Origin of the sequence: Pseudovibrio japonicus (assembly GCF_014651595.1) — a bacterium.
GTDB lineage: Bacteria > Pseudomonadota > Alphaproteobacteria > Rhizobiales > Stappiaceae > Pseudovibrio > Pseudovibrio japonicus.
In genome coordinates this window covers 84,390-107,588 of sequence record NZ_BMXE01000003.1, presented here as the reverse complement: position 1 = coordinate 107,588, position 23,199 = coordinate 84,390, and the positions used below count along the sequence as shown (strand labels likewise).

15 protein-coding genes and 1 tRNA gene are annotated in these 23,199 nt (G+C 50.5%); 10 read left to right on the top strand and 6 right to left on the bottom strand.

Annotation, left to right across the window (positions count from 1 at the left end):
- Position 1 precedes the first annotated feature (1 nt).
- The 4 genes from fliF to IE076_RS09030 all read right to left on the bottom strand — a co-directional run bounded on the left by fliF (position 2) and on the right by IE076_RS09030 (position 5,523).
- Complete coding sequence (fliF, locus tag IE076_RS09045; protein WP_189436465.1) at positions 2–1,648, bottom strand: flagellar basal-body MS-ring/collar protein FliF; 1,647 nt, start codon at positions 1,646–1,648, stop codon at positions 2–4.
- 407 nt (positions 1,649–2,055) lie between these two features.
- On the bottom strand, positions 2,056–2,331 hold the full coding sequence (gene sciP, locus IE076_RS09040) for a CtrA inhibitor SciP (RefSeq protein WP_189436464.1): 276 nt from the start codon (positions 2,329–2,331) through the stop codon (positions 2,056–2,058).
- A 125-nt stretch (positions 2,332–2,456) separates the two neighbouring features.
- Positions 2,457–3,113 (bottom strand): flagellar hook assembly protein FlgD, encoded by a 657-nt coding sequence (locus IE076_RS09035; protein WP_189436463.1) that lies wholly within the window; start codon positions 3,111–3,113, stop codon positions 2,457–2,459.
- 22 nt (positions 3,114–3,135) lie between these two features.
- The gene (locus tag IE076_RS09030; protein WP_189436462.1) at positions 3,136–5,523 is read right to left on the bottom strand and encodes a flagellar hook-length control protein FliK; all 2,388 of its coding nucleotides are present in this window, start codon (positions 5,521–5,523) and stop codon (positions 3,136–3,138) included.
- 454 nt (positions 5,524–5,977) lie between these two features.
- Here IE076_RS09030 and mnmA point away from each other — a divergent pair, with 454 nt between their 5' ends.
- From mnmA to IE076_RS09000, 6 genes are all read left to right on the top strand, one after another.
- Positions 5,978–7,180 (top strand): tRNA 2-thiouridine(34) synthase MnmA, encoded by a 1,203-nt coding sequence (mnmA, locus tag IE076_RS09025; RefSeq protein ID WP_189436461.1) that lies wholly within the window; start codon positions 5,978–5,980, stop codon positions 7,178–7,180.
- A gap of 391 nt (positions 7,181–7,571) precedes the next feature.
- A tRNA-Met gene (locus tag IE076_RS09020) sits at positions 7,572–7,648 on the top strand.
- 655 nt (positions 7,649–8,303) lie between these two features.
- Positions 8,304–9,470, top strand: a complete 1,167-nt coding sequence (locus IE076_RS09015; protein WP_189436460.1) for an efflux RND transporter periplasmic adaptor subunit — start codon at positions 8,304–8,306, stop codon at positions 9,468–9,470.
- A gap of 4 nt (positions 9,471–9,474) precedes the next feature.
- Positions 9,475–12,582 carry an efflux RND transporter permease subunit gene (locus tag IE076_RS09010; protein WP_189436459.1) on the top strand — a complete coding sequence of 1,036 codons (3,108 nt, stop codon included), beginning with the start codon at positions 9,475–9,477 and terminating at the stop codon, positions 12,580–12,582.
- A 38-nt stretch (positions 12,583–12,620) separates the two neighbouring features.
- The gene (locus IE076_RS09005; RefSeq protein ID WP_209008989.1) at positions 12,621–13,970 is read left to right on the top strand and encodes an efflux transporter outer membrane subunit; all 1,350 of its coding nucleotides are present in this window, start codon (positions 12,621–12,623) and stop codon (positions 13,968–13,970) included.
- A gap of 740 nt (positions 13,971–14,710) precedes the next feature.
- The gene (locus tag IE076_RS09000) at positions 14,711–15,040 is read left to right on the top strand and encodes a hypothetical protein (protein WP_189436458.1); all 330 of its coding nucleotides are present in this window, start codon (positions 14,711–14,713) and stop codon (positions 15,038–15,040) included.
- A 185-nt stretch (positions 15,041–15,225) separates the two neighbouring features.
- On the opposite strand, the gene IE076_RS08995 is transcribed toward IE076_RS09000, so the two are convergent.
- Complete coding sequence (locus IE076_RS08995) at positions 15,226–15,837, bottom strand: response regulator transcription factor (RefSeq protein ID WP_189436457.1); 612 nt, start codon at positions 15,835–15,837, stop codon at positions 15,226–15,228.
- Between IE076_RS08995 and IE076_RS08990 the strand changes: the two genes are divergently transcribed.
- From IE076_RS08990 to cuyB, 4 genes are all read left to right on the top strand, one after another.
- Positions 15,829–17,457 carry a sensor histidine kinase gene (locus IE076_RS08990; protein WP_189436456.1) on the top strand — a complete coding sequence of 543 codons (1,629 nt, stop codon included), beginning with the start codon at positions 15,829–15,831 and terminating at the stop codon, positions 17,455–17,457. The two genes, IE076_RS08995 and IE076_RS08990, sit on opposite strands and share 9 nt — an antisense overlap.
- A gap of 561 nt (positions 17,458–18,018) precedes the next feature.
- A complete protein-coding gene (locus IE076_RS08985) occupies positions 18,019–19,317 on the top strand; it encodes a dicarboxylate/amino acid:cation symporter (protein WP_189436455.1) in 1,299 nt (432 codons plus the stop codon).
- 41 nt (positions 19,318–19,358) lie between these two features.
- A complete protein-coding gene (locus IE076_RS08980) occupies positions 19,359–20,735 on the top strand; it encodes an aspartate ammonia-lyase (protein ID WP_189436454.1) in 1,377 nt (458 codons plus the stop codon).
- A gap of 285 nt (positions 20,736–21,020) precedes the next feature.
- Positions 21,021–22,496: a cysteate racemase gene (gene cuyB / locus IE076_RS08975; protein ID WP_189436453.1), complete on the top strand. Its 1,476-nt coding sequence runs from the start codon at positions 21,021–21,023 to the stop codon at positions 22,494–22,496.
- Positions 22,497–22,576: 80 nt separating this feature from the next.
- On the opposite strand, the gene IE076_RS08970 is transcribed toward cuyB, so the two are convergent.
- Positions 22,577–23,194, bottom strand: a complete 618-nt coding sequence (locus IE076_RS08970) for a TetR/AcrR family transcriptional regulator (RefSeq protein WP_189436452.1) — start codon at positions 23,192–23,194, stop codon at positions 22,577–22,579.
- Between the last annotated feature and the right edge of the window lie 5 nt (positions 23,195–23,199).

The following is a 23,199-nucleotide window of genomic DNA, read 5'->3' as shown; positions in this document are numbered from 1 at the left end:
CCTAGGCCGCCTCGTTCAACCAGCCGCGAACGATATTGACGGCTTCACTTGGAGATTCTTCAATCATTTCACTAATCTGTTGGATCGAACTTTGGTGGAGAGCAGCCAACATTTTGGCATCCTCAATCCACTCGGCTGTTGGAATTTCGGTAGGAACAGCCTCCACCTCGGCAACTGTCCCCTCAAGTCGGGCGGGCTCTTCCGCAACCAGCGTACCGTCCGGCAGCAGCTGCACGCCACCGTCTGCCAGCGCCGCCTTCTCTTCTTCAGTTGCCAGAATACGCTTCATCAGCGGAGATACTGCAAAGACCAAAAGCAGAACAGTGATCACGAACAGAACACCAAGCTCCGCAAACTTCATGATGTCAGCACGCGTGAAGTCGAACAGACCGCCCTCGCCATCAGCAAAGTCCTGCATCGGCGCTTCCACAAAGCGCATGTTCACCACTTCAACCGTATCGCCACGATGCTTTGTGAAGCCGACAGCAGTCCGAACCAGAGTAGCAATTTGCTCCAGCTCGTCATTGCTGCGTGGTTGATAGATCTGGCGTCCATCCTCATCGGCTGTGTAGGTCCCGTCCACCAGAACAGCAACAGACAAGCGCTCTAGACCGCCAGCCTCATAAATCTCGGTAACTGTGCTCTTCGAGATTTCGTAGTTCAGGATCTCCTCGGAAATATTGGAGGAATCCTTGGAGCCAGTGGTATCGCCCGTGGTATCCGCATTTGGCAGCTGGTTACCGACAGAAACAGTCTCCTCACCATTAGAGGAGGATGAATTCTCCTCTTTACTCTGCGAGGAACGCAAAACCTGTCCGTCTGGATCGAACAGCTCCTGTGTTTCAGTCTTGCGGTTATAATTGAGGTCCGCAGCAACCCGCACCCGGGCGCGACCAGCTCCAACAACGTTATTCAGGATCTCCTCAACCTGTTGCCGCAGGCGGGTTTCCAGTGTCAAACGTCGTTCATCCAGCGAGGAACTCCCAACGAGCCCGTCCTTATCGCCGGTTCCGCTGGCAAGCAAAGTGCCGCGCTCATCAACGATAGAAACGTAAGAAGGCTCCAATCCCTCAACAGCGGTTGCAACCAGATGCTGGATGGCGCGGATCTGTCCATTGCTCAAAGAGCCCTGCACCTTGATCGCAATAGATGCGGTTGGCGGCTCCCGGTCCCGCTGGAACAGCTGCTTTTCAGGGATCACCAAATGAACCCGCGCAGAAGAGATGCGACCAATACTGCGAATTGTGCGGGAGAGTTCACCCTCAAGTGCGCGCAGCCGGTTTATATTCTGCACAAAACTGGTGGCCCCAAGCGTATCGGTCTGGTCGAAAATCTCGTAGCCAACACCACCTCCTGATGGCAAACCAGCCTCAGCAAGAGTCATACGCAGGCGGTGAACGTTCTCCTGAGGCACAAGAATGCTACGCCCATTCACACCAAGTTCGTAAGAAATACCTTGTGTTTCTACCTGACTGACAACCGCTGCAGCATCTTCAAGGGTAAGGTCAGTGAACAATGGCACCATCTGCGGTGAGGTCGCACGGATAATGATGAAGCTAAACAGGCCGACCAACAGCGCAGCCATTGCCCCCATCGCTGCCAGTCGCGCGGGCCCAAGTCCTTTCAGAAAGTCAAGGATTCCACTCACAGTTGCCGCCCCGTGCTTTTAAAGTGCTCATTCAAAAAGTGCCAGCAGTACTTTCAACACCTTGGAATACGGCGTGATTTGCCCCTGATTTGCTGGTAGGTAAAAATTGCCCGCCCCAGAGTTAACAAAAGGTTAATAAAGCCCTAATAATCGGTAAACGGGAACTCTACCCACAAAGAAGCATTGTGGAATATCGCTGGAAAGGCCTTGGACTAGGCATTTGAAGAGTCAAATGAATCTCAAGCAGCGGGTTCGGCAGATTTTGCCGAAGCAGTTAAGACATCATGGTTAATCCATAAAAATGTAGGAAATGTGGCTCGCGCATACAAAAAGGCCGGCTGCGACAGCCGGCCTTTTCGAAACCTCAAACCTGTTTGGGTATCACACCCGAATGTGCCTGAAGCCTATTAGTTGCGATAGTCCTGAACGCGTGTCGCGCGCAAGCCAGCTAGTCCATGCCGGTCAATCGAGTTCTGCCAAGACAGAAACTCCTCAACCGTCAAGGTATACCGGTTGCAGGCTTCATCCAGAGACAACAAGCCTCCACGCACAGCCGCAACTACTTCAGCCTTTCTCCTGATAACCCACCGCTTTGTAGAGGTGGGCGGAAGATCCGCTATTGTCAAAGGGCTCCCATCGGGGCCGATGACGTATTTCACTCGTGAACGAATATGTTCGGTCATTCTACTCTCACACAAACCATGACCAAGCTGAGCATGAGACTAGAACAAGGCGCTTAAAATTTGGCTAAGCCCCCATCAATGTTTTGGTAAGATTCATAACCGCAAATATTAGTGGATATTAACTACTACAGAATTCCTTGGACTCCCGTGACTTCTCCGACTGGAATTCTCAGTTCACCCATGTGCAAAATAATGTCACCGGTACTGAAGTCCACAGAATCCACTGTCCCCTTCACCTTTGTCTGAACAACGAACGGATTGTCGTTGGCATCTTTGGTGATAATATCAATGGTATAAGCGCCATCCTCACTTTGTGAGCCCGCAGCAGTGGTACCATCCCACACAAAAGTATTTTCACCTTCGTCCAGATCAATCTCCTCCTGGTAGACCTCTGCACCCTCGCTGTTTCGAATGGTGATCGTCGCAGTTCCAACGGCAAATGCCTCCAGCTCCCACGATGCAGCGCCTTCCTTAAGCTCTGCTGTAGCGCTATGAGCGGTCACATCCTTACCGATGTAGTTTACGAACTGACTCGCACTTTGCGTTTTGAGCTGAGTGAGCTGTTCATCTAATTTCTCTGTAGTTGCAACCTGTTGCTCCACCATCGTGTATTGAACCAGCTGATTCGTGTACTCAGCCGAATCGAGAGGCTGCAATGGATCCTGATTCTGCACCTGTGTGGTCAGCAGCGCGATGAACAGATCAAAATTGGCATTCAGGTTTTTCTGTTGGTCTGAACCTGAGGAACCCGCATTCGGCGTTAAAGCATCAATTGTAGTCATTGTTTATTTCCTCAAAACGGTATCAAACCGAGATATCCAACCCACCTGCGCGGGACGAACCATTCAAATTCTTATGTATCGGGTAGCTCGCCTCATGCAGCTCAGTATCATTTGCATTCCCAGCGACATGCCCGACGCCCGACTGTTGGTGACCTTCTGCTTCAGAGCCTTGAGACCCACCACCCCCACGACCAAGGGAGAACTCAAGAGAACTCTTGCCACTCTCGACACCAGCATCTTGCAGTGCCTTTTCCAACCCGCGCTGATCTCTTTGCAAAAGTTCAAGCGTTTCGGGCCTTTCAACCATCAGATGAGCTCGGACACGGCCATCCTTAGTAAATTCAATGGAAACATCGACGACACCGAGCTCTTTAGGATCCAGCCGAATCTCAAATCGGTTGACTCCACCACTGGCCTGACGGGCAATCTCGGGCCATACCGAGTTGGCCACGTTCCTTAAAGTAGAAGTCGGCAAAGAACCAACAGAACGTAACCCAGCCTCAGAACGAGCTGTAGTGCCAGCAACGGCCTCAGAGCTTTCCCAATCAAGCTCTCCCTCCGCACCGTCCTGCATTCCAGCCGAAAGCCCCCAACCAAACGAACTGGTAGTTACTGTCTGCTCATTACCCTGTTGAACTGAGACTTGAATGCTGACAGGAGCCGCTGCACTCTTCTTAGTCCCAGACGAGCTCTGGTCTGCAGCCTTGTTTTGGATGCTGGTCTGGTCTCCTACTTCCTGAGCACCATCGCTCTGAGCAGAACCATCAGAAGTCAACGTTGCCGGAACTGATCCGCTAGCACTCCTGTCTTTGCCAGCCATTGGCGTTGCAACTGTTGCGATTGAGGCCGTCCGGCTCACATGTTCAGCAACGTGAACATGGCCGTCACCCTTCTGAGCAGCAGTCACCACGGCAAGCTTCTGCCCCTCAACGGCTTGACCACTCTTTTCAACAGAACCGTCAGATTTCACCGTTACATTCGGGAAAATGAGATCACCCTCACCCGCAACTGGCACAGAGTGAGAAGTACGCTGTTGCTGGCCAACGAAACCTGAACCTGCCCGATCAGATTGACGAACAAGGATAGGCTTTGCCAACGCAATATCGGCTTCACCGTCGCTCGCTCCTGCCAGTTCGTCCCCACTAACTGCAAGACCAGCCCCCTTTATCTCGGGAAGAACAGCCTGTGCAGGTTCTGCCTGAACGTTAAGAGCTTTTACGTCCGGTCTTGCGGCCAGTTCACTGATCTGCCGACTACCTAGAGACGGTTCCGCATTACCCTTGATAATTATGTCAGCGCCGCTCGGCCCCGCAGCCTTTTCTCGGGCAAAAGCCTTTTCGATAAATGCAGCGCTGTCTTGCGTTACAACATCAGGACCAGCACTTTTTCCGATAACACCTGCACTATCGACAACACCACCTGAAGATAGTTCACCCCTCACAGGCGTAATTGTTGTCTGTGAGGGTTGGGTGGCATCAGCCTTGCGAAAGGTTTCAAGAACTCCAGTAGAAGGTATCCCCAACTCACGCACGACCTTGGCAACCTCCTCAGTCTTAGGAGGTACTGGTGCACTTAGCTGCATCTCGGCCTGAGCCATTTGTTTAACTGCGACATCCGTAACAGCAGGACCAACATTCTGCTTCAGCAAACCTTCAGCGTTCTGAACAGCTTCAACAACTGGCTGAATTCCACCACCAGCGACAGCGCCCGCTTCGTTAGCAACCTGTCCAGCTGATACGCCGACAAGCTCATCCCCCTTCTGCGGCAAGATCTGCCCAGCAGGCATAGTCTGCTGGTTAGTGCGAGAAACCACCGCCCCACTCTCCGCAGTCGTTGGCGCATTTACCTGCTCCTCACCCGCAACGGCTTTAACACCAAAGCCCTGCTGCCCAGCAACAGACAGAGCAACCTCGCTGCGCACAGATCTGTCTACTCGGTTTGGTTGGCTAACCTCATTCTGAACGCTTTGCGGCGCAGGGATAAAAGCAGGTTTTGCATTTAGCTGAGCTGCTTTCCCCTCACCATCTGTCGGAAGAGTAACGTCATCTTGAGACGGCGCAGTTGCAATTAAACCGGGGGCAACATGCGACAACACCTGAGAAACGCTGGTGGCAGGCAGTTCACCCGCCAATCCTGCAACCGCACTCTCACCTTTTTCGTCCCTGATGAGGTCCGGCTCCAATACGGGAAGGTCGCCGCCGGCAACCATAGCGGTCGAAAAGCCATCGCCTGCAGCAGCTGCCGCCCCATCCCGCTCAGAGGCTCTGGCAAGCAATCCAGAGAAAAGCTCCAAATCCTGACCGGGCGTACTTTCACCAAGCAGCGCAGAACCACCTTGTCCAAGAACAGACTTCAGAGGGATTTGCGGCTGAACAGGACGGCTTATACCCGGTAAAGCAGATTGCGACATGTATTCCTCAAACTACGCAGCACAGACCACCAGCTCAGGTGGAGAAGACATCTTACGCGCAGAGAAGCAAATAGCAGGCCAGTTGCAAAATCAAAATTTAATAATAAATTTCAGACAGATACCTTCTTGAGACCTTTTCTTATCATGTGCAGAAAGGTCACTTATTGCCCGTGACCCGGCAACAAATGCCGACCGACCAGAAATACATCAATCAAAAAGATTGGCCTTCCGTCGAGTTTTAGGTATATTCCCGCCAACTAACACGCTCAAAGCGTACGCATACAAAGCGTTTAAAAAAGAGCTAGCGTTTAGCCACCGCCAAAACGCAGCGAGCACCAAGCAAGCAAATGAAACTAATCTGCACTTCGGACTAGTGTCTCCCATATTGAATTCTGCTCGCACTATCATAGATAATGCTCTCTTATTAAACGCGCCATAGGATGAGGTACTTGGAATGCTTAACAGTCTTGGCCTGCCCGGCCGCCCGGAAGACACACGGGTGGTTGTTGCCATGTCAGGCGGTGTTGATTCATCAGTCGTTGCCGGCCTGATGAAGCGCGAAGGCTATGATGTCGTTGGCGTCACACTGCAGCTCTACGATCATGGCGAAGCAATCCAACGCAAAGGCGCGTGTTGTGCTGGACAAGATATCCATGACGCACGCCGTGTGGCCGAAAGGCTTGGCATTCCTCACTACGTGCTGGATTATGAATCTCGCTTCAAAGAGCAGGTAATTGAACGCTTTGCAGACAGCTACATCAACGGCGAAACCCCAATTCCATGCGTAACCTGTAACCAGACAGTCAAGTTCAAAGACCTGCTGGAAACCGCCAAGGATCTGGGCGCTGACGTTCTGGTAACTGGCCACTATGTGCGCACAGGCATGGAAGGCAACCAGCTTGCCATGTTCCGCCCTGTCGATCTGGATCGGGATCAGAGCTATTTCCTGTTCGCAACCACACAAGAGCAGCTTGATTTCCTTCGCTTCCCATTGGGTGGCATGACCAAACCGGAAGTACGAGAACTTGCCCGTGAGTTTGGTCTGGAAATCGCCGATAAACACGACAGTCAGGATATCTGCTTCGTGCCGCAGGGCCGCTACACTGACGTGATTGCCAAGCTGCGTCCGCACGCCGCTGAACCAGGCGATATCGTCCATGTGGACGGTCGCGTATTGGGCAGACATGAAGGCATTATTCACTACACAATCGGTCAGCGCCGCGGTATTGGCGTTGCGACTGGTGACCCACTTTATGTTGTGCATTTGGATGCAGACGGCCGGCGGGTAATCGTTGGCCCTAAAGAAGCTTTGGCCACACACAACCTGTTGCTGCGTGAAGTCAACTGGATCGGCTCAGGCACTCTGGACGACCTGCCGGAAGAAGGCATCACGGTTTACGCCAAGGTGCGCTCAACACGCCCACCAACCGAAGCTGTCCTACGCAAGAGTGGTGACAACATTCTGGTAGAACTGCCATCTGGCGAAATGGGCGTCGCTCCGGGACAGGCCTGCGTTTTCTTCGATAAAGAAGGACAGGAAGCCCGCGTTCTCGGCGGAGGCTGGATCCAGCGCGCCGAAAAGCAGGAAGGCGCCGAAGCAGCTCTCAAAGCACTCCTCGGCAAAAGCTGGGAAGCAGCTGGTTTCCCAGCCAGCTGACGAACCAACAAAACGCCCTTCTCATGACGGAGGGCGACACCAACAGTTAGATCTCTTGAACGCCCTGCCTTGCATCAACGCAAGCGGGGCGTTTTGTTGCGATCTTTCCACCCTACGTCAGCCAAAACGGCACCGGATCGCTCCACGCAATGCCAAGAAAGACCACTGCAAAATTCGTAGGGGCTAAAATCGGAAGTTCTTCCCCGTTGGGCTGCCAAGACCTGTAGCTAATACTCAATGAATCTGGCAATAACCCTAGGTTTTCATGGAGTTTTTCACAAGAGTGCAAATTTCCACAAAACTTGCAGAAGAACGCTTGACGCCACACGCTGAGAGCCTTATACACCCCCTCACAGCGCGGCGGTCACCACCGCAACATAGCGCACCGGATGGCGGGGTAGCTCAGTTGGTTAGAGCAGCGGAATCATAATCCGCGTGTCGGGGGTTCAAGTCCCTCCCTCGCTACCATCTCTCTTCAAACGAAGATTGCGATAACAAGGCACCGCTAGGTGTCTTTTTTGTTATCTGCATCAGTATGTGCAATTTCACTGGCACCTCAGTGACTTATTCCGCCAGCGAAGAACGCTACCGCCTTTCTGAATAAATCTCTCTCTTGCCGAACAAGCTCATTATCTTTCTGCGAGCGAGCTAGTTCTATACGCGTATCCTCATGCAGCCCTGCCAGTGAATCCTGATCTTGATCCAGCGCTTTAACGTCGCACACCCCACGCCCTGATCGGCGGCAATACAGGAATGGGTCAGCCACCTACTTCTACCAACAGCACCACATCCCGCTTAAGCTCTTCTGCGGAATGTTTTAGCCTCATGAATTCCTCCTGATCTTAACGTATCAGGAGGCTCTCCACTTTGTCCTGAGCCAGTCCAACATTTCTGAACTGCCAGATGATGACAGTATAGTTTGGCTTCATACAGAGCATCAAGCAAGAAGTACGTAAGAATTGATATCACTATACTTTTTAGAACAGAAATTATGGCAGTAAATTGTTTGTCAATATATGCATGCAAGATATATAAATATTGTCCTTTCTTTAAATCTATGTAAAAACGTCTCCTAAACATGGTGTTCTCTAATTGAGCCCGGCTCCCCATCCAAGGTCCAAAGATGACGTTTACTCCCTACATTAAAGCCAGTCTTGTGCTTGGCATTTTAGTCTTTCCGTCAATCGCGGCACAGGCGCAGGTACCAGCCAAAAAGGTTGGCGTTGTTGAAATGGAAAAACAGGCTGTTCCCCGTACATTCACAGAGCCCGGGCGCGCTGTTGCTGTAGCGGAAGCAGCTATCAGACCGCAGGTAAGCGGGATTATTACTGAGATATTATACAAGGCGGGGACTAAACTTGAGCCAGGTACGCCTATGTTTCGGATTGATCCCACAACTTACGAAACTAAGGTATTGAGCGCAGAGGCAAATGTAGAATCTGCCCGCTCTGCCACCTCAAATGCCAAATCAACATATGAACGAGCGACCCGGCTGAAAGGCTCGGCACTGAGTGAAGCCGATGTTGAAAGCGCCAGATCCGAACTGGAACAGGCGCAAGCCTCATTGAAGGCCGCAGAAGCAGCTTTATTGGAAGCGCAGGCCGAACTGAAGTGGACCACAGTTATCAGCCCTATTGAAGGGATGGCGAGTGTCGCACGAGTTTCACTTGGTGACCTTGTTACGGCAAATCAGAGCGAAGAGCTGGCAACAGTTACCAAGCTTGACCCGATCGCTATTGATGTCTATGCGCCCTCTTCCCGAGTCTTGTCGATATACGATGAAGTTGCTGAGGGTCGTCTCCAAGTTAACGAAGCTATCAAAGCAAAATTAACGTTGGAGACCGGCCGTATCTTCAAAGCTGACGGTGAACTCGTTGCCCCAGGCTACAATGTTTCGACCAGTACTGGATCAATCAGTACCAGATTTCGGTTTGAAAACCCGAAAAATGTCTTACTACCGGGCATGTTTGTGCGCGCTCAGGTGGATTTGGGCGTAACCGAAGCATTTCTGGTTTCCCAGTCAGCAGCGACTCGTGACCTGACAGGTCAATTAAGCACCTGGGTCATTAGTAGGGGCAAAGCTGAAAAGCGATTGCTCACCGATATCGGCAGCTACCAAAACAATTGGATAGTAACATCCGGCCTCTTTGATGGTGATCTAATCGCTGTAGATGGGCTCAAGGGCCTTAAGGAAGGGGCAGAAGTTGAGACCATTCCCGTCGAATACGACGAGAATGGTGTAATCCGCAACGTTTCGTCGGCAACTACCGGCAAGGATGTGGCGGAGTAATAGCATGGCCAGATTTTTCATATCCCGCCCTGTTTTTGCATGGGTTATCGCCATTATCACGATGTTGGTCGGTGTTTTGGGGTTAGGCAGTTTAGCCATTGAGCAATACCCTCAAATCGTACCGACAACTGTTCAGATAAGAGCAAGTTATGCCGGGGCATCTGCTGAAACTGTAGAAAGTTCAGTCACAACAATAATTGAAGACAGCATGACCGGTCTGGACGGTTTGGTCTATATGACTTCAAATTCCACACCCGGTTCGGCAAGTATAGCTCTGACATTCGACGACACAGTTGACCCTGACATCGCTCAGGTACAAGTGCAGAATAAACTTCAGCTTGTTACCTCGCAATTGCCATCCGTTGTGCAGCAATACGGGGTATCTGTCGACAACTCGACGGACTCTATCCTGATGGTTGGAGCCCTCACTTCTACTGATGGCAGATATTCATCTTTGGAACTTGGTAACCTGGTGGAACAGCTGTTTCAAGACCCAGTTCAAAGAGTGGAAGGTGTTGGTTCAATCAATGTGTTTGGGTCGGGCTACGCCATGCGCATCTGGCTTGACCCCATGAAACTGGCCCGATACAGCGTGACCCCCGTCGATGTAACCGCTGCGGTATCCGAACAAAACACCAATGTTTCCGTCGGAAATCTTGGAGCCCAGCCCGCGCCCCAGGGCCAACGGTTAATCGTACCCTTGAAGGCACAATCACAGCTGACCAGTGTCGAGGAGTTCGAACGTATCCTGCTGCGGGTCGATGAAGACGGTTCTGCGGTTTTTCTCGGAGATGTGGCTAACATTGAAATAGGAAAGGAAAGCTACGGAACCGAGACCCGCGTCAACGGAAATCCATCGGCGGGTTTTGCTGTTAACCTAGCCACCGGCGCAAATGCAGTTAAAACAGCCGAAGCTGTACAGGCAAAACTTCAAGAGCTATCATCGGCACTGCCTGATGGGGTTGAAGTTGTCTACCCCTACGACACCTCTCCATTTGTCAAGAAATCTATTGACCAGGTTTACGAGACCCTGGCTGAAGCGATCGTACTGGTTTTTCTTGTAATCCTGTGTTTTTTGCAAAGTTGGCGCGCAACAATCATTCCCACAATTGCGGTTCCAATCGTGTTGCTAGGCACTTTTGCTGTGTTGGCAGCCCTTGGCTTTACTATTAACACCCTGACGATGTTCGCGATGGTTTTGGCCATTGGTCTGCTTGTTGATGATGCCATTGTGGTCGTTGAAAACGTCGAACGCATCATGGAGGAAGAAGGGCTTGATCCAGTCGAAGCAACCAAGAAAAGCATGGACGAAATTTCCTCTGCGCTGGTTGGCATTGTACTGGTCCTTTCTGCCGTGTTCCTCCCAATGGCGTTTATGTCAGGCTCGACCGGGGTCATCTATCGCCAGTTTTCTGTTACGATTATCACGGCCATGGTGCTGTCTTTGGGTGTTGCTATCATCCTAACGCCTGCCATGTGTGCAAGCCTGCTTAAACCACGCAAGCATGGAGGCGGCATTGCCCCTGCAAGGTGGTTCAATCGCAATATGGACAAGATAACGAAGGGCTATGCCAGCTCTGTCGCACGTTTAGTACGCCGGCCCTTTCGCATGTTGGTACTATTGGTTGCAATCGGCGGCACAGCTTTCATGCTTTATGAACGCCTGCCCAGTTCATTCCTGCCAAATGAAGACCAAGGTGTTCTAATGGTCCTGGTTGAAACGCCCAATGGCACCACGGTTACACAAACTGAGGCACTCGTGAAAAGTGTCGAAGACTACCTGCAGGACCAAGAAAAGGACACCGTTGATACATTCTTATCGGTGATGGGCTTCAGTTTCGGCAATTCCGGCGACAACTACGGCATGCTTTTCGTGCGCTTGAAGGACTATGAAGAACGCAAGGGTGTGGACGCCGCAGCTATTGCGCAAAAAGCCAATATATTCTTTAGCCAGAACAATCGTGCTGGTCAGGTTTTTGTTGTCCAGCCACCGCCAATCCCTGGAATGGGGACGTCTTCTGGCTTTACCATGTATATGGTCGATCAGGCTGGTGATGGTCAGGAAGCGTTGGCATCTGCTGCAAATACCCTTGTTGCCAATGCACAGGAAGATGGCCGTGTTGCTGGTTTGCGTGGCAACGATTCCGCTTTCGAAACTTCTTTGAAGTTCAATATCCATCAACAAAAGGCGGTGGCCCTAGGCCTGTCTATCTCTGACATCAACGAGATACTCTCGATAATATACGCGGGACGTGACGTAAACGACTTCGTTTTGGACAACGACCTTCGACCTGTCTATGTGCAGGGAGAGGGAGAGGCACGCGCGCAACCTGAGGACATCCAACGCTGGTATGTGCGCAACGAGTCCGGCGAGATGGTTTCCTTTAGCGCTTTCAGTTCTATGGAGTGGGGTCAGGAACTCCAGAAAGTCTCCCACTATAACGGTATGCGTGCTCTGGAACTTGAAGGTGGTGCGACAGAAGGCCTGTCTTCCGGAGTGGCAATGAACGCTATGGAAGAGATGGTAAGCAATCTCGATGGCGGTTACGGCTCTGCGTGGACCGGTCTGTCTTATCAGGAACGGCTCGCCGGTAATCAGGCTACAATGCTCTTTGCCCTGTCGGCGTTGGTAGTGTTCCTCTCTCTGGCTGCACTTTACGAAAGCTGGACTGTTCCCTTCGCAGTGATGTTATCCGTCCCGGTCGGAATTCTAGGAGCGCTCGCCGCATCGCTGATCTTCGACCAATCGAATGATGTTTATTTCAAAGTCGGACTACTGACAACGATCGGCCTTGCGGCACGTAATGCCATTCTGATCGTTGAATTTGCCCAAGAACAATACAAAGGAGGCAAACCCCTGATAGAAGCAGCAATTGAAGCGTCAAGAATGCGACTGCGTCCAATCCTGATGACCACATTTGCATTCATGCTCGGTGTTTTACCGCTTGCGCTCGCAAGCGGAGCCGGTTCTGGTGCTCAGCAATCAATTGGAATTGGTGTTCTGGGCGGTGTGGCAACCTCGGCAGTCATCGGCATCTTTCTAATACCTGTGTTCTATGTTGCCGTTATTGGTGCAGTCCAATGGTGCAGCCGAAAGGAGGCCAGCAAATGATAAGCATGGCCTTGAAATTGCGCCAGGGTGCTTCACACTTGTGCCTACTATCTGTAGGTCTTGCATTATCGGCCTGTGTAGCTGTCGGACCAGACCCTTATGGCGAGCCACAAATTCAGCTTGCCAACACCTTTGTTGATAGCAAGGGGACCTCAGCTGGTAATGTGGCGGTGAACAGCTTCTGGACAGAATACCACGACAACACTTTGGACAATCTGGTCTCACGCGGACTTGCCCAGAACCTTGATATTATCGCTGCCAAGGAGCGTATTAACGCCGCCGAAGCTGACCTACGTGGCCTAAGCCCATTGTCATCACAACTGTTCGGGAACACTAACGTAGCACGGCAGCGGGGGGGCTCTGACGGTGGCCCCACCTATACAAATACGACCTCTGCTCTAGGGGCGAGTTTTGTATTTGATCTATTTGGCGGCGCACAACGTGCCCGTCAAGGCGGGCGAGCCCGTTATCTTTCTGCCGAAACGCAAGTGGAAACGACACGGCTTGCATGGCTTGCCGAGCTAATCGCAGCCTACAGTGATGCCCGTTACAATCAACAAGCGCTCACTTTAACCCGCAGCACGATAAAAGGGCGTGAGGGAACGCTGCAAATCGCCCAAGACAAATTGGAGGTTGGTACAGGTAATGCTTATGATGTGGCTCAGGCCGAAGCGTTGCTGCAAACTGCAAAAGCGGACCTACCCGTATTCGAAGCGCAATTTAACGCGCAAGTATTTCGGATTGCAACTTTGCTGAATGAGCCTAGTGGTCCGCTTCTTGGCAAGTTGCAACTGGGAGCGCCACCCTTGCGCATACCTGCTGGTCCCGGTACTGGTGTTCCTGCAGATCTTCTGCGAAATCGACCGGATGTGCTCTCTGCGCAGCTTAACCTTTCGGCAGCTGTTGCTGAGGTAGGTGTGGCAACGGCAGATCTTCTGCCTTCGATCAGCCTTACAGGACAAGTTACCGACATATCCAGTGCAACCAGCTGGAGTTTCGGTCCGCAGTTGAGTTTGCCAATCTTTAATCAGGGATTGCTGCGGGCAACGCGCGACCGCCGAGCATCGGAGGCAAAACAGGCCGAAATTGCGTGGCGGCAATCAGTTTCGTCGGCGGTGGAAGATGTACAGACGGCGCAATCCAACTTACGTCGTTACAAGCAACGGGTGGCAACACTCGACCAGGCAGCCAATTCATATACAAAGGCATATGAGCTTGCATTGGAAAACTATCAAGCGGGTTCCTTGGACCTGTTAAATCTTCTGGATGCAGACCGCTCACGCATTGCTGCGCAACTGTCAGCGGCTGCCGCTCGCAACGATGCGGCAAAAGCATGGTCCGTACTACAAATCTCGATTGGCACAGGTGCCAATGCACCAAGTGTATAAGAGGCAATAGCTTTAATAAGGTTCATGTTTGCCTTTGATGGCACCAACAACAGCTGTAGATGCTGTCGCAAAAATTGGTTTTGATTTCCAAACCTTATGTTTGTTTTTCATAACAATCTTTGCGACGGCAGTAGTAAAGCAGTGGTTCCGAACCCTTGCTGCCCTCCAACCGAGAAATGCATCAACGGTCATTTTCTAAAAAGTCGACAGAAGCACCTCTTCGGCTAGCTTCTCGCGGAAAACCAGACGCAATAACAAATCCGATCATGAGCAATGCAACTAGTGAGTAAATATTCTCTTCTAGTTACGCCGTCACACTACCCAGCGCACCGGTCAAAGGCTTCAAGGCAGTGTCCGAACCGCGGAAAAAGCACTTTCCTTAGAAATCATAACCCGCGTGTCAGGGGTTCAAGTCCCTCCCTCGCTACCATTTCTCTTCAAACGAAGATCGAAACGACAAGGCACCGTTAGGTGTCTTTTTTATTCTTTGCTCCACCCAAGCCATAGCTTAACTGGAACGCCTCCCACTGAATATAATCGTTTACCCAGCCACCCCCAAATGCCAAGTTTAGTTTGGTTCTCCGGCATATACGTATTTTTACATCCAACCTACGTCATTTCAACAAATCCGCTCCTCGCGAATGCTGCTACTTTCTCAGAAAGTCGACGTGTTCAACGGCCTAAATGGCTGTCCACGCAGGCCAAATAGCGCTTCTGCAATAACGGGAAGAAATACTGAAATGATCAAATCAACTCTTTTGGCAACGTTTGCTGTGTCCATTGGTCTGGCATTCTCCGCACCAGTTCTTGCTGATACAACTTCATCAAAAGAAGTCACAGGCAAAACCTTCGACGCCAAAGAACTTGCAGACGCTAACAAGATCTGCGCCACCCACACCGACAGTCTCAAAGCAAAAGAAACATGCATCGGTCTGTACGAGCAATTAGCAATCTGCAAAGGTGATGCGCAACCAATGTACGCAGTATGCTCGCAAGCCTATGAGCAATTATTGGCACATTTTGGTGGGTACGAAGAGTACCGCGCCGCAATTCGTGTTGCACTTGACTAGCACTAGGCAGAGGCCCCCAGCTATACTTGCTCCGCCTGCCTGTAACGGATACCAAGTATCAGCAACACAAAGAGATTTTGGATTTCTGTTATGCAAATAAAAGTGTAGCGGAAATCTGCTCTGGATTTCTCGGCAATATGACCGCTCGATGAGTTCATACTAGCATTCTGCATAAGGCTGCAGTCTCAATAACTGCTTCGATATTTATTCGTGAATGTGACACGGTTACTTGTTTTAGTTTTTTGATATAGCCTTCTGACGTGAACTTGAATTGTCCTCACTTCACATCCCAACTCTTGCGCAATTTGCTTATCGCTTAAACCTTCAATCAGATGCTCTGTCACGTCCAACTCAGTTGGCGTAAATACCCTCGCATTTTCTTGTCTGGAGAGCATCTCACCCACGAGCTTATAGGGCAAAAATGCTTCTCCCGAAGCCATCAAACGCAGAGCATCTAGAAGCGGTTTCTCTGACAAATGTTTCGGGATCCAACCCAGAGCACCAGCTTCCATTGCTTGACGGGTTAACCGAATATCTTCGGTACCCGAAATCATTCCAACACGTTGATCGGGTCTGATACGCAAAATCTGTCTGAGAACCTCGATTCCATCTAGGTCTGGCAAGGCATAATCAAGCAAAATCAGATCAATGGGTTTCTCCGATCTTACATACTCCAGCGCTTCTTTACCTGATCCCACAGCTTCGCTACAAAGCTGAGGGTCATATTGTTTGAGGAGGTATTGCATTGCTCCACCGAACATAAGGTGGTCATCAACAATGAGAAGATTATGCAACATCAAGCGATTCCTGCGAAAAACGATTTAGAAATTAATACGTCATCCTCAAACATCCTGAGAAGCAATATTTTTGCTGGATACCTATTTCTAATCTCTATTTGGCTTCTGACTTATAAGAGCGCCGACTTATTTAATTACTTTGCATCATACACAAGCCTTTGGTTTTTGCCTGCTGGCGCAAACTTAGCCATCGTTTTGGCTGTTCCCATGCGCTTTATTCTGGCCCCCCTTATTGCAAATCTGCTGATATCGACACCAATTGTTTGCGCGCTTTTGGGTATTGAATGGACAAACTACTCAGATCCAGTTCTTCACGGCTTACGCCTATACTTAGTGTACGGCGGAGCTGGACTAGTACTGCGGCTCGCACTCAAAATTCATTTCCCAATCTCAAGACTTCGAGACAGTCACTGGTCTTTGGGCATTACTTTACTTGCAGCTGGAGCAGCTACAATTTCCGGCTTGTGCTTACACCTCGTTGCAGGAAACTTCAGTTCGGATGTTGCCTATCAGATCGCTGGAGGATGGCTGGTTGGCGATGCAATTGGCGCCATAATACTCCCACCACTGTTGGTCCCTCTGCTTAAGTTTGCATTTTCTGAGGAGATCGCACCACCAGAAGATCTACTTGCACCAAACTTTCAGGTGTTCATCACAATTCTGATTTGCGTCAGCCTCGTTCTATCTGCTTCATTCATCGGTTATCGCCAGTTTCCGGGTTTGAGCTTTGTCTGGTACGCGATCATTCTCCCACCCATTTTCTTCGCATTATACAATGGCGTATTTGCCGCTGCAGTTGCAGTTGTCTGCACAGCAATTTTCGCACCGATATATGCACATTTCCTAGGCTTCGAAGGAGAGCGGTTCGAGCTGCAGCTGCTCTTATTGGTCACCTCCTTAGTCGCTCTAACAATTGGCGCAGCAATCACTGACCGAACCAAAGCGATGCAGACTGCTTTAAAGCATGAGCAATTATTGGAAGAACAGGTCGATGCGCGAACACAAGAGTTGCAGCAGGCCTACGAATTTCAGCGCCATCTTATCCGGTCAATTGGGCATGACGTTCGCCAGCCACTGCAAACACTAAACTTCCTACTCGACGGAATGGCCGCCGACAAAGAGCAGACTGAAGGCCACATGATAATAAAGAACGCGCAAACCGTAAGTCGAAGTGCAACTATGTTGATCGACAAGGTTATGGAGTTTGCGCGACGGGAGATGGGGCACACACAACCAGCTATCACCGCAACCAACACAAGCGATATTTGGCTGGCACTGTCCTCGATTTTTGAACCCATAGCAGCGCAAAAAGATGTCACGCTGGAATTTGACGCAACTGACATCGTCTTTAGTACAGACAAAGCCTTAATCGTGGAAGCGCTATCCAATCTGCTAGAAAATTCCATTCGTTTCAGCCGAACAGGCCAAAGAGTACGCGTTGAGGCGCGCCAATCTGCTGAACAGGTCGAGTTTGTCGTAAGTGATGAAGTCGAAATGCCAGTGACGAAACAAGAACAACAGACTGGATTTGGCTTGGGAATTGTGACCCAGATTTGCGGCCTACTTAATGGCGAATTCTCTCGTCAGAGCAATGAAGCGCGAATAGCCTTGATACGCTGATTTGCAGATTTGCAGATTTGCAGATTTGTCTCTGTTACACTTCACTTACCGGCACCAAGCTCAAATCACGAAGACTAAGTCATCGCAGAACCGAAGCCAAAATCTGCGCTGCCTGTTCCAAGAAAGTAACAGCCCCTGAGATGCCTCGTGCTCATGTGAGTTTGGTGAGCCCGGTTGTAGGACTAGGAAATCTGGCTGCACAATTTAACTATTACAACGATGAGGATCTACGAGCTAAGCCGACACAATTGTAATAAAACACAACGAAAAATAATTAATTTTGAAACATATTTCCCTCAAGAAGGAATATATGAAATATACTACCGTTTCTTGGAAAAAACTGGTCTCCGGCGATTTATTTTTTCGGCTTGCTACTATAATAAAATTTACATAAATAATAATTTGCATGCCGGATGCATGATATAAAGGTCACTGTTTGACTCTCCAAAAGTATCTAAAACTTAACTCGAAGCACGCGTGCATTTTGCGTTGGTAGGGGTCGTAGGGACACCGACGCAGATGATGCCTACTGTTTACCAATAACGAAAAAGGGAGGACCATATGACGTCTCAAACCAGCAGAAAGGGAATCTTCAGGTTCTGGTTCGACATGCTCTTATGGAAGCAAATTGCAATTGCCCTGGTACTGGGCGTCGCTTTCGGCATTGCTCTCAATGCAAGCGGAAATCCAGAAATTGCTGCTTCTATCAAACATGTCGGTACGTTGTTTGTATCAGCAATTAAAATGCTGATCGTCCCGCTTATCTTTGTCTCTCTTGTATGCGGAATGACTTCCGTGAGTGACATTGGTCGTATGGGACGTATTGGTCTTAAAGCGATCTTCTTCTATCTGTGCACCACCGCGTTCGCCATTGTTATTGGCTTGGCGATGGGCATCATTTTTGCACCTGGTGTCGGTGTTGACCTCTCCACAGCCGTTGCGGTTGAACCAACACAAGCACCACCATTCATCCAGACAGTGTTGAATATCATCCCAACCAACCCGTTTGCTGCTGCGGCGGACGGTAATGTTCTGCAAATCATCTTCTTTGCGATCATGTTTGGTCTGGCGATCAACCTTGTTGGTGACGCTGGCAAGCCAATCCGCGACTTCTTCGAGTCCCTGAACGCAGTCATCATGAAGCTTACCGAGATCATCATCTCCTTCGCTCCATACGGTGTGTTTGCACTGATGACCTGGGTTGCAGGCACTTATGGTTTGCAGCTGTTGCTGCCACTGGCAAGCGTTATCGTTGCGGTTTACCTCGGTTGTTTCATTCACGGTCTGGTGGTCTACGGAGGTTTGCTGACAATCGTTTCACGTCTCAGCCCGGTACGCTTCTTCCAGGGTGCCATTGAGCCAATGATTGTGGCATACACCAGCGCATCTAGCGCCGGCACACTTCCTGTCTCCATCGCAGCAGTGCAACAGAACCTCGGTGTTAAGCGCTCAGTATCCAGCTTCACGCTGCCACTCGGCGCAACCATCAACATGGATGGTACCGCGATGTACCAGGGTGTTTGTGCCCTGTTCGTTGCACAGGCCTTCGGCGTAGACCTTGGCATGTCCGAGTACATCACCATCATCCTGACAGCAACGCTCGCTTCCATTGGTACCGCTGGCGTACCAGGTGCAGGCCTCATCATGCTGTCTCTGGTTCTGACTTCTGTTGGCTTGCCGCTTGAAGGTGTAGCAATCATCGCAGGTATCGACCGTATCCTGGACATGGCACGTACGTCTCTGAACGTGACTGGTGACTGTGCTGCAACAGTTATCATTGCCAAGTCCGAAGGTGAGATCGACATGGAGGCATATGACACGCCTCACGTGATGAAAACACCAGAACTGCGCGACGCATAATTAAAAACAAATAACGCTGCTCAAGGGGGTAATTGGCAGAAATGTATCGCACCGAAACTGATGGTCTGGGTTCTGTAGAGATCCCTCTTGAAGCAGCGTATGGGTCCCAGACCCATCGCGCCATCGAAAATTTTCCAATCTCGGGGGTGGCTATCAACCACTACCCTGAGATTGTGAAGTCCCTTGCAATGGTAAAAAAAGCCTGTGCCCTCTCCAACGCTGCACTCGGCGCACTTACTGAAGCAAAATGCAAAACAATCGTTGAAGTCTGCGATGAAATAATCGACGGCAAACACCATGAGTACTTCGTCTTGGACATGCTCCAGGGCGGAGCCGGCACATCAACCAACATGAACGCCAATGAGGTCATCGCTAACCTCGGGCTTCAGAAGATGGGCCGTCCATTCGGCGATTACTCTGGGCTTCATCCAAATGACGACGTAAACTGTTCACAGTCTACAAATGACGTATACCCAACGGCAATTCGACTTGCAGTCCTGCAAAAGTCTGCCGGTCTGGTGTACGCCATGGAAAACCTCGTCACAGCTTTCAAAGAGAAAGCCGAAGAGTTCAAGCACATTAAGAAGGTTGGGCGGACACAGCTTCAGGACGCTGTGCCAATGAAACTCGGCGACGAGTTTATGGCCTTTGCCGTAACCCTTGAAGAAGACATCCAGCGCGTTCAGGACCTGGCGAAACTGCTGACCGAGGTTAATCTGGGCGGTACCGCCATCGGAACCCGCATTAATACACCTGAAGGCTACCAAACACTAGCAGTCAAGCAGCTCTGTGAAGTTTCCGGCTTCGATCTGAAGCCAGCTGCCAACCTGATCGAGGCTTCGTCTGACTTAGGTGCGTTTATCATGTTCTCCGGGACCTTGAAGCGCGTCGCAAGCAAGCTTTCCAAGACTTGTAATGACCTTCGCCTGCTCAGCAGTGGGCCACGTGCTGGTCTGGGTGAGATCATCCTCCCGGCTGTTCAGGCCGGTTCGTCTATCATGCCTGGCAAGATCAATCCGGTTATTCCAGAGGTCGTCAATCAGGTTTGTTATCAAACCATCGGCAACGATCTGGTTGTCACCCTCGCTGCGGAAGCCGGACAATTGCAGCTCAACGCCATGGAACCGGTCATCATCTACAAGATGATGGAATCCATCGCCACAATGACGAACGCAATGTACGTTCTGGCTGATCGCTGCGTATCCGGTATCCAGGCTGATGAAAAACGCTGCGCTGAACTGCTGGATAACAGCCTTGTTCTGGCAACGACGCTTGCACCTATTCTCGGATACGAACAGGCTTCTCGTATTGCCAAGATCGCCCTGAAAGACGGGCTCACAATTCGGGAAGCAGCAGCCGAGCATACAAATCTAGCGCCAGAGAAAGTCGAACAATCGCTAGAAAATGCCGCTGTTTGACGACAAGCCCGTCTGGATCTGATCCAGTCTGCGAAAGAAATCCTGCGGCGACCTCATCTACAAATGAGGTCGCCGTTTTCATACAAACACATCACGACCGAGAAGCCTCCCAAGAGGCCAGTATGAAGTAACGGCAAACAATCAATCTCAACTAAATATTTTGTAAAAGTTGCAGAACACTCAGTTCTTCCGGAACATTTATCAAGTTTAGTGGAGCTAACGGCACAGCCGATTATATGCTTTATACATTGCAGTGTTTTAACAAGTAGCGATCACTGAGTTACGATGAATTACAACAAAAACGATGCCATCTCCTCCCCAGCGCCACATAAGCCACGGTTTGCGGTTATCGGCGGCCTTGGCGCTGTTGCCGGAACAGATATTCTCCATAGGATCGTCAAATCGACTCCTGCCCGTTCAGATGAAGAGCATTTGGACATCGCTTTTGTGCAAAGACCTTTCCACGAACACACAACACCTGCAGATCGCGATTACGACCCGATCAGACGCAAGCTATATGTTTATGATGCCCTGAAGGATATGGAGGCTGACAAACGCGAAGTGGCATTGCTGCCTTGCTTCATCTCGCAAACCTTTATGCCGGAAATCCTGCCGGAAGTTAAAATACAAGTCCTTGGCATTGCAGATGCGATCAAAGACCATATCCAACGCAACTATCAAGACGGGCCGATCGGCGTTCTCACGTCCAACTATGTGCGCGAGTTAGGGCTTTTCGACAAGGTGTTGGGCGACAAACACCAGATCATCTATCCATCCGAACCATTCCAGAACCAGCTAATGGAAGCGGTGTACGGGGCTGACGGTCTAAAAGCCGGTGGAACAGGTGATAAAGTAGAAAGCACAGTGCGCGAGGCTTGCGAAGATCTAATCAAACAAGGCGCTTCGATCATTCTTCCCGGTTTTACCGAAATACCGGCAATGTTGGATCGTATCGCTGAACTTGTTGACGTGCCGGTCTTAAACAGCAACCAGATCTATGCTGACTACGCCCTGGCTTGTAGCAAGAAAACCGCTGCACCACCATTCAAGATCGGCGTTGTTGGCGGTGTCGGCCCTGCTGCAACAACAGACTTTATGAGCAAGGTCGTGGCAAACACCCACGCGTCAAAAGATCAGGACCACATTAAAATGCTCGTGGAGCAAAATCCGCAAATCCCTGATCGAACCGAAAACATCATTGGCAACGGGATCGACCCATCCATCGCGCTGTACTCTGTGTGCAAGAAACTGGAGCAAGGCGGTGCCAACATTGTTGCCATCCCCTGTAATACAGCCCACGCGTATGTGGAACGCATCCAACGCAACCTCTCCATCCCTATTGTGAACATGCTCAGAGAAACGGTTGAACACATCACCACAAACTACCCAGATGTAAAAACCGTCGGATTGCTGGCCACCACAGGCACTGTAAAGAGTAAGCTCTATCAGCAAGAAGCGGCATCTGCTGGTCTGAATGTTATTGCTCCAAGCGATGCAGGCCAAGAACAAGTGATGGATGCCATCTACGGTAAAGAAGGCGTGAAAGCCGGTTACACTTCCGGCCACTGCGTAGACCAACTCACACTGGCCTACCATGAACTTGAAAAATCAGGCGCCGAAGTAGTGATCCTAGGCTGCACGGAACTCCCGCTCATCCCACCTGACACAGATGGTGGCAGACGCCCTGCCCTGTTGGACCCAACCAAAATCCTCGCCCAGAAATGCATCGAGGTCGCAACAAAGTTCAGCAACCACGGCTAACCAGCTGCAGAACCGCATTAAAACTTATGAAGCAAGGGGGCTCGGAGCCCCCTTGCTTATTCCCAATACTGCATCCTTCTTTAAGAAGAATACTGTATGAAATTTTGCGTAAGAGTGTTGGCGGCTTCACGGAGCACAGAGTCTCGGTCTACGTCTGGTAAGTCCATAACGTACTCGATGACCGAGTAGCCGAACTCGATGTTGAGACGCATAGTTTGTATAACTTTTTGCCGGTCATTGTCAGGGTGCTGCGCAAGTATCGCATCAGCCAGCTGCTCGGCAACAAGGTCGTGAGAGCGCGTTCTAATATCGCAAAGAGCAGGTGTTGCGTGAAGCGCGCGCAAGATCCAGCGACCACCCGGCATGCGCTCAGCAATCTCCAACTGCTCACTAATCGACTCAAACACCGCCTCCGTAGGTTCATCATCTTGCAAGACGCGTTCAATGTAAGGGGCTAGGGCTGCATTTTGCTCATCCATCAACCGTTGCCCCAACTCACTAAGAAGAGCGTATTTATTGGGAAAATAGCGGTAAATCGCCGGTGGTGTCAGCCCAGCACGCTGACAAACAAGATTGGTCGATAGCCGCTCGAACCCGACCTCATTAAGCAATTCCGAGGTTGTCTTGAGAATAAGATCAATCGTTTTCTGGCTTCTGGACTGCTTCGGATCAGCCCTGCGCTGAAAGTCGGTATTCACTTGGG

Excerpts from the sequence above, each read along its gene's own strand:
- IE076_RS09015 (WP_189436460.1), top strand. The coding sequence starts at position 8,304 with ATGACGTTTACTCCCTACATTAAAGCCAGTCTTGTGCTTGGCATTTTA.
- cuyB (WP_189436453.1), top strand. The coding sequence starts at position 21,021 with ATGAATTACAACAAAAACGATGCCATCTCCTCCCCAGCGCCACATAAG.
- IE076_RS08990 (WP_189436456.1), top strand. The coding sequence starts at position 15,829 with ATGCAACATCAAGCGATTCCTGCGAAAAACGATTTAGAAATTAATACG.
- IE076_RS09030 (WP_189436462.1), bottom strand. The coding sequence starts at position 5,523 with ATGTCGCAATCTGCTTTACCGGGTATAAGCCGTCCTGTTCAGCCGCAA.
- IE076_RS09000 (WP_189436458.1), top strand. The coding sequence starts at position 14,711 with ATGATCAAATCAACTCTTTTGGCAACGTTTGCTGTGTCCATTGGTCTG.
- IE076_RS09035 (WP_189436463.1), bottom strand. The coding sequence starts at position 3,113 with ATGACTACAATTGATGCTTTAACGCCGAATGCGGGTTCCTCAGGTTCA.
- sciP (WP_189436464.1), bottom strand. The coding sequence starts at position 2,331 with ATGACCGAACATATTCGTTCACGAGTGAAATACGTCATCGGCCCCGAT.
- IE076_RS08980 (WP_189436454.1), top strand. The coding sequence starts at position 19,359 with ATGTATCGCACCGAAACTGATGGTCTGGGTTCTGTAGAGATCCCTCTT.
- IE076_RS08985 (WP_189436455.1), top strand. The coding sequence starts at position 18,019 with ATGACGTCTCAAACCAGCAGAAAGGGAATCTTCAGGTTCTGGTTCGAC.
- IE076_RS09010 (WP_189436459.1), top strand. The coding sequence starts at position 9,475 with ATGGCCAGATTTTTCATATCCCGCCCTGTTTTTGCATGGGTTATCGCC.
- mnmA (WP_189436461.1), top strand. The coding sequence starts at position 5,978 with ATGCTTAACAGTCTTGGCCTGCCCGGCCGCCCGGAAGACACACGGGTG.
- IE076_RS08995 (WP_189436457.1), bottom strand. The coding sequence starts at position 15,837 with ATGTTGCATAATCTTCTCATTGTTGATGACCACCTTATGTTCGGTGGA.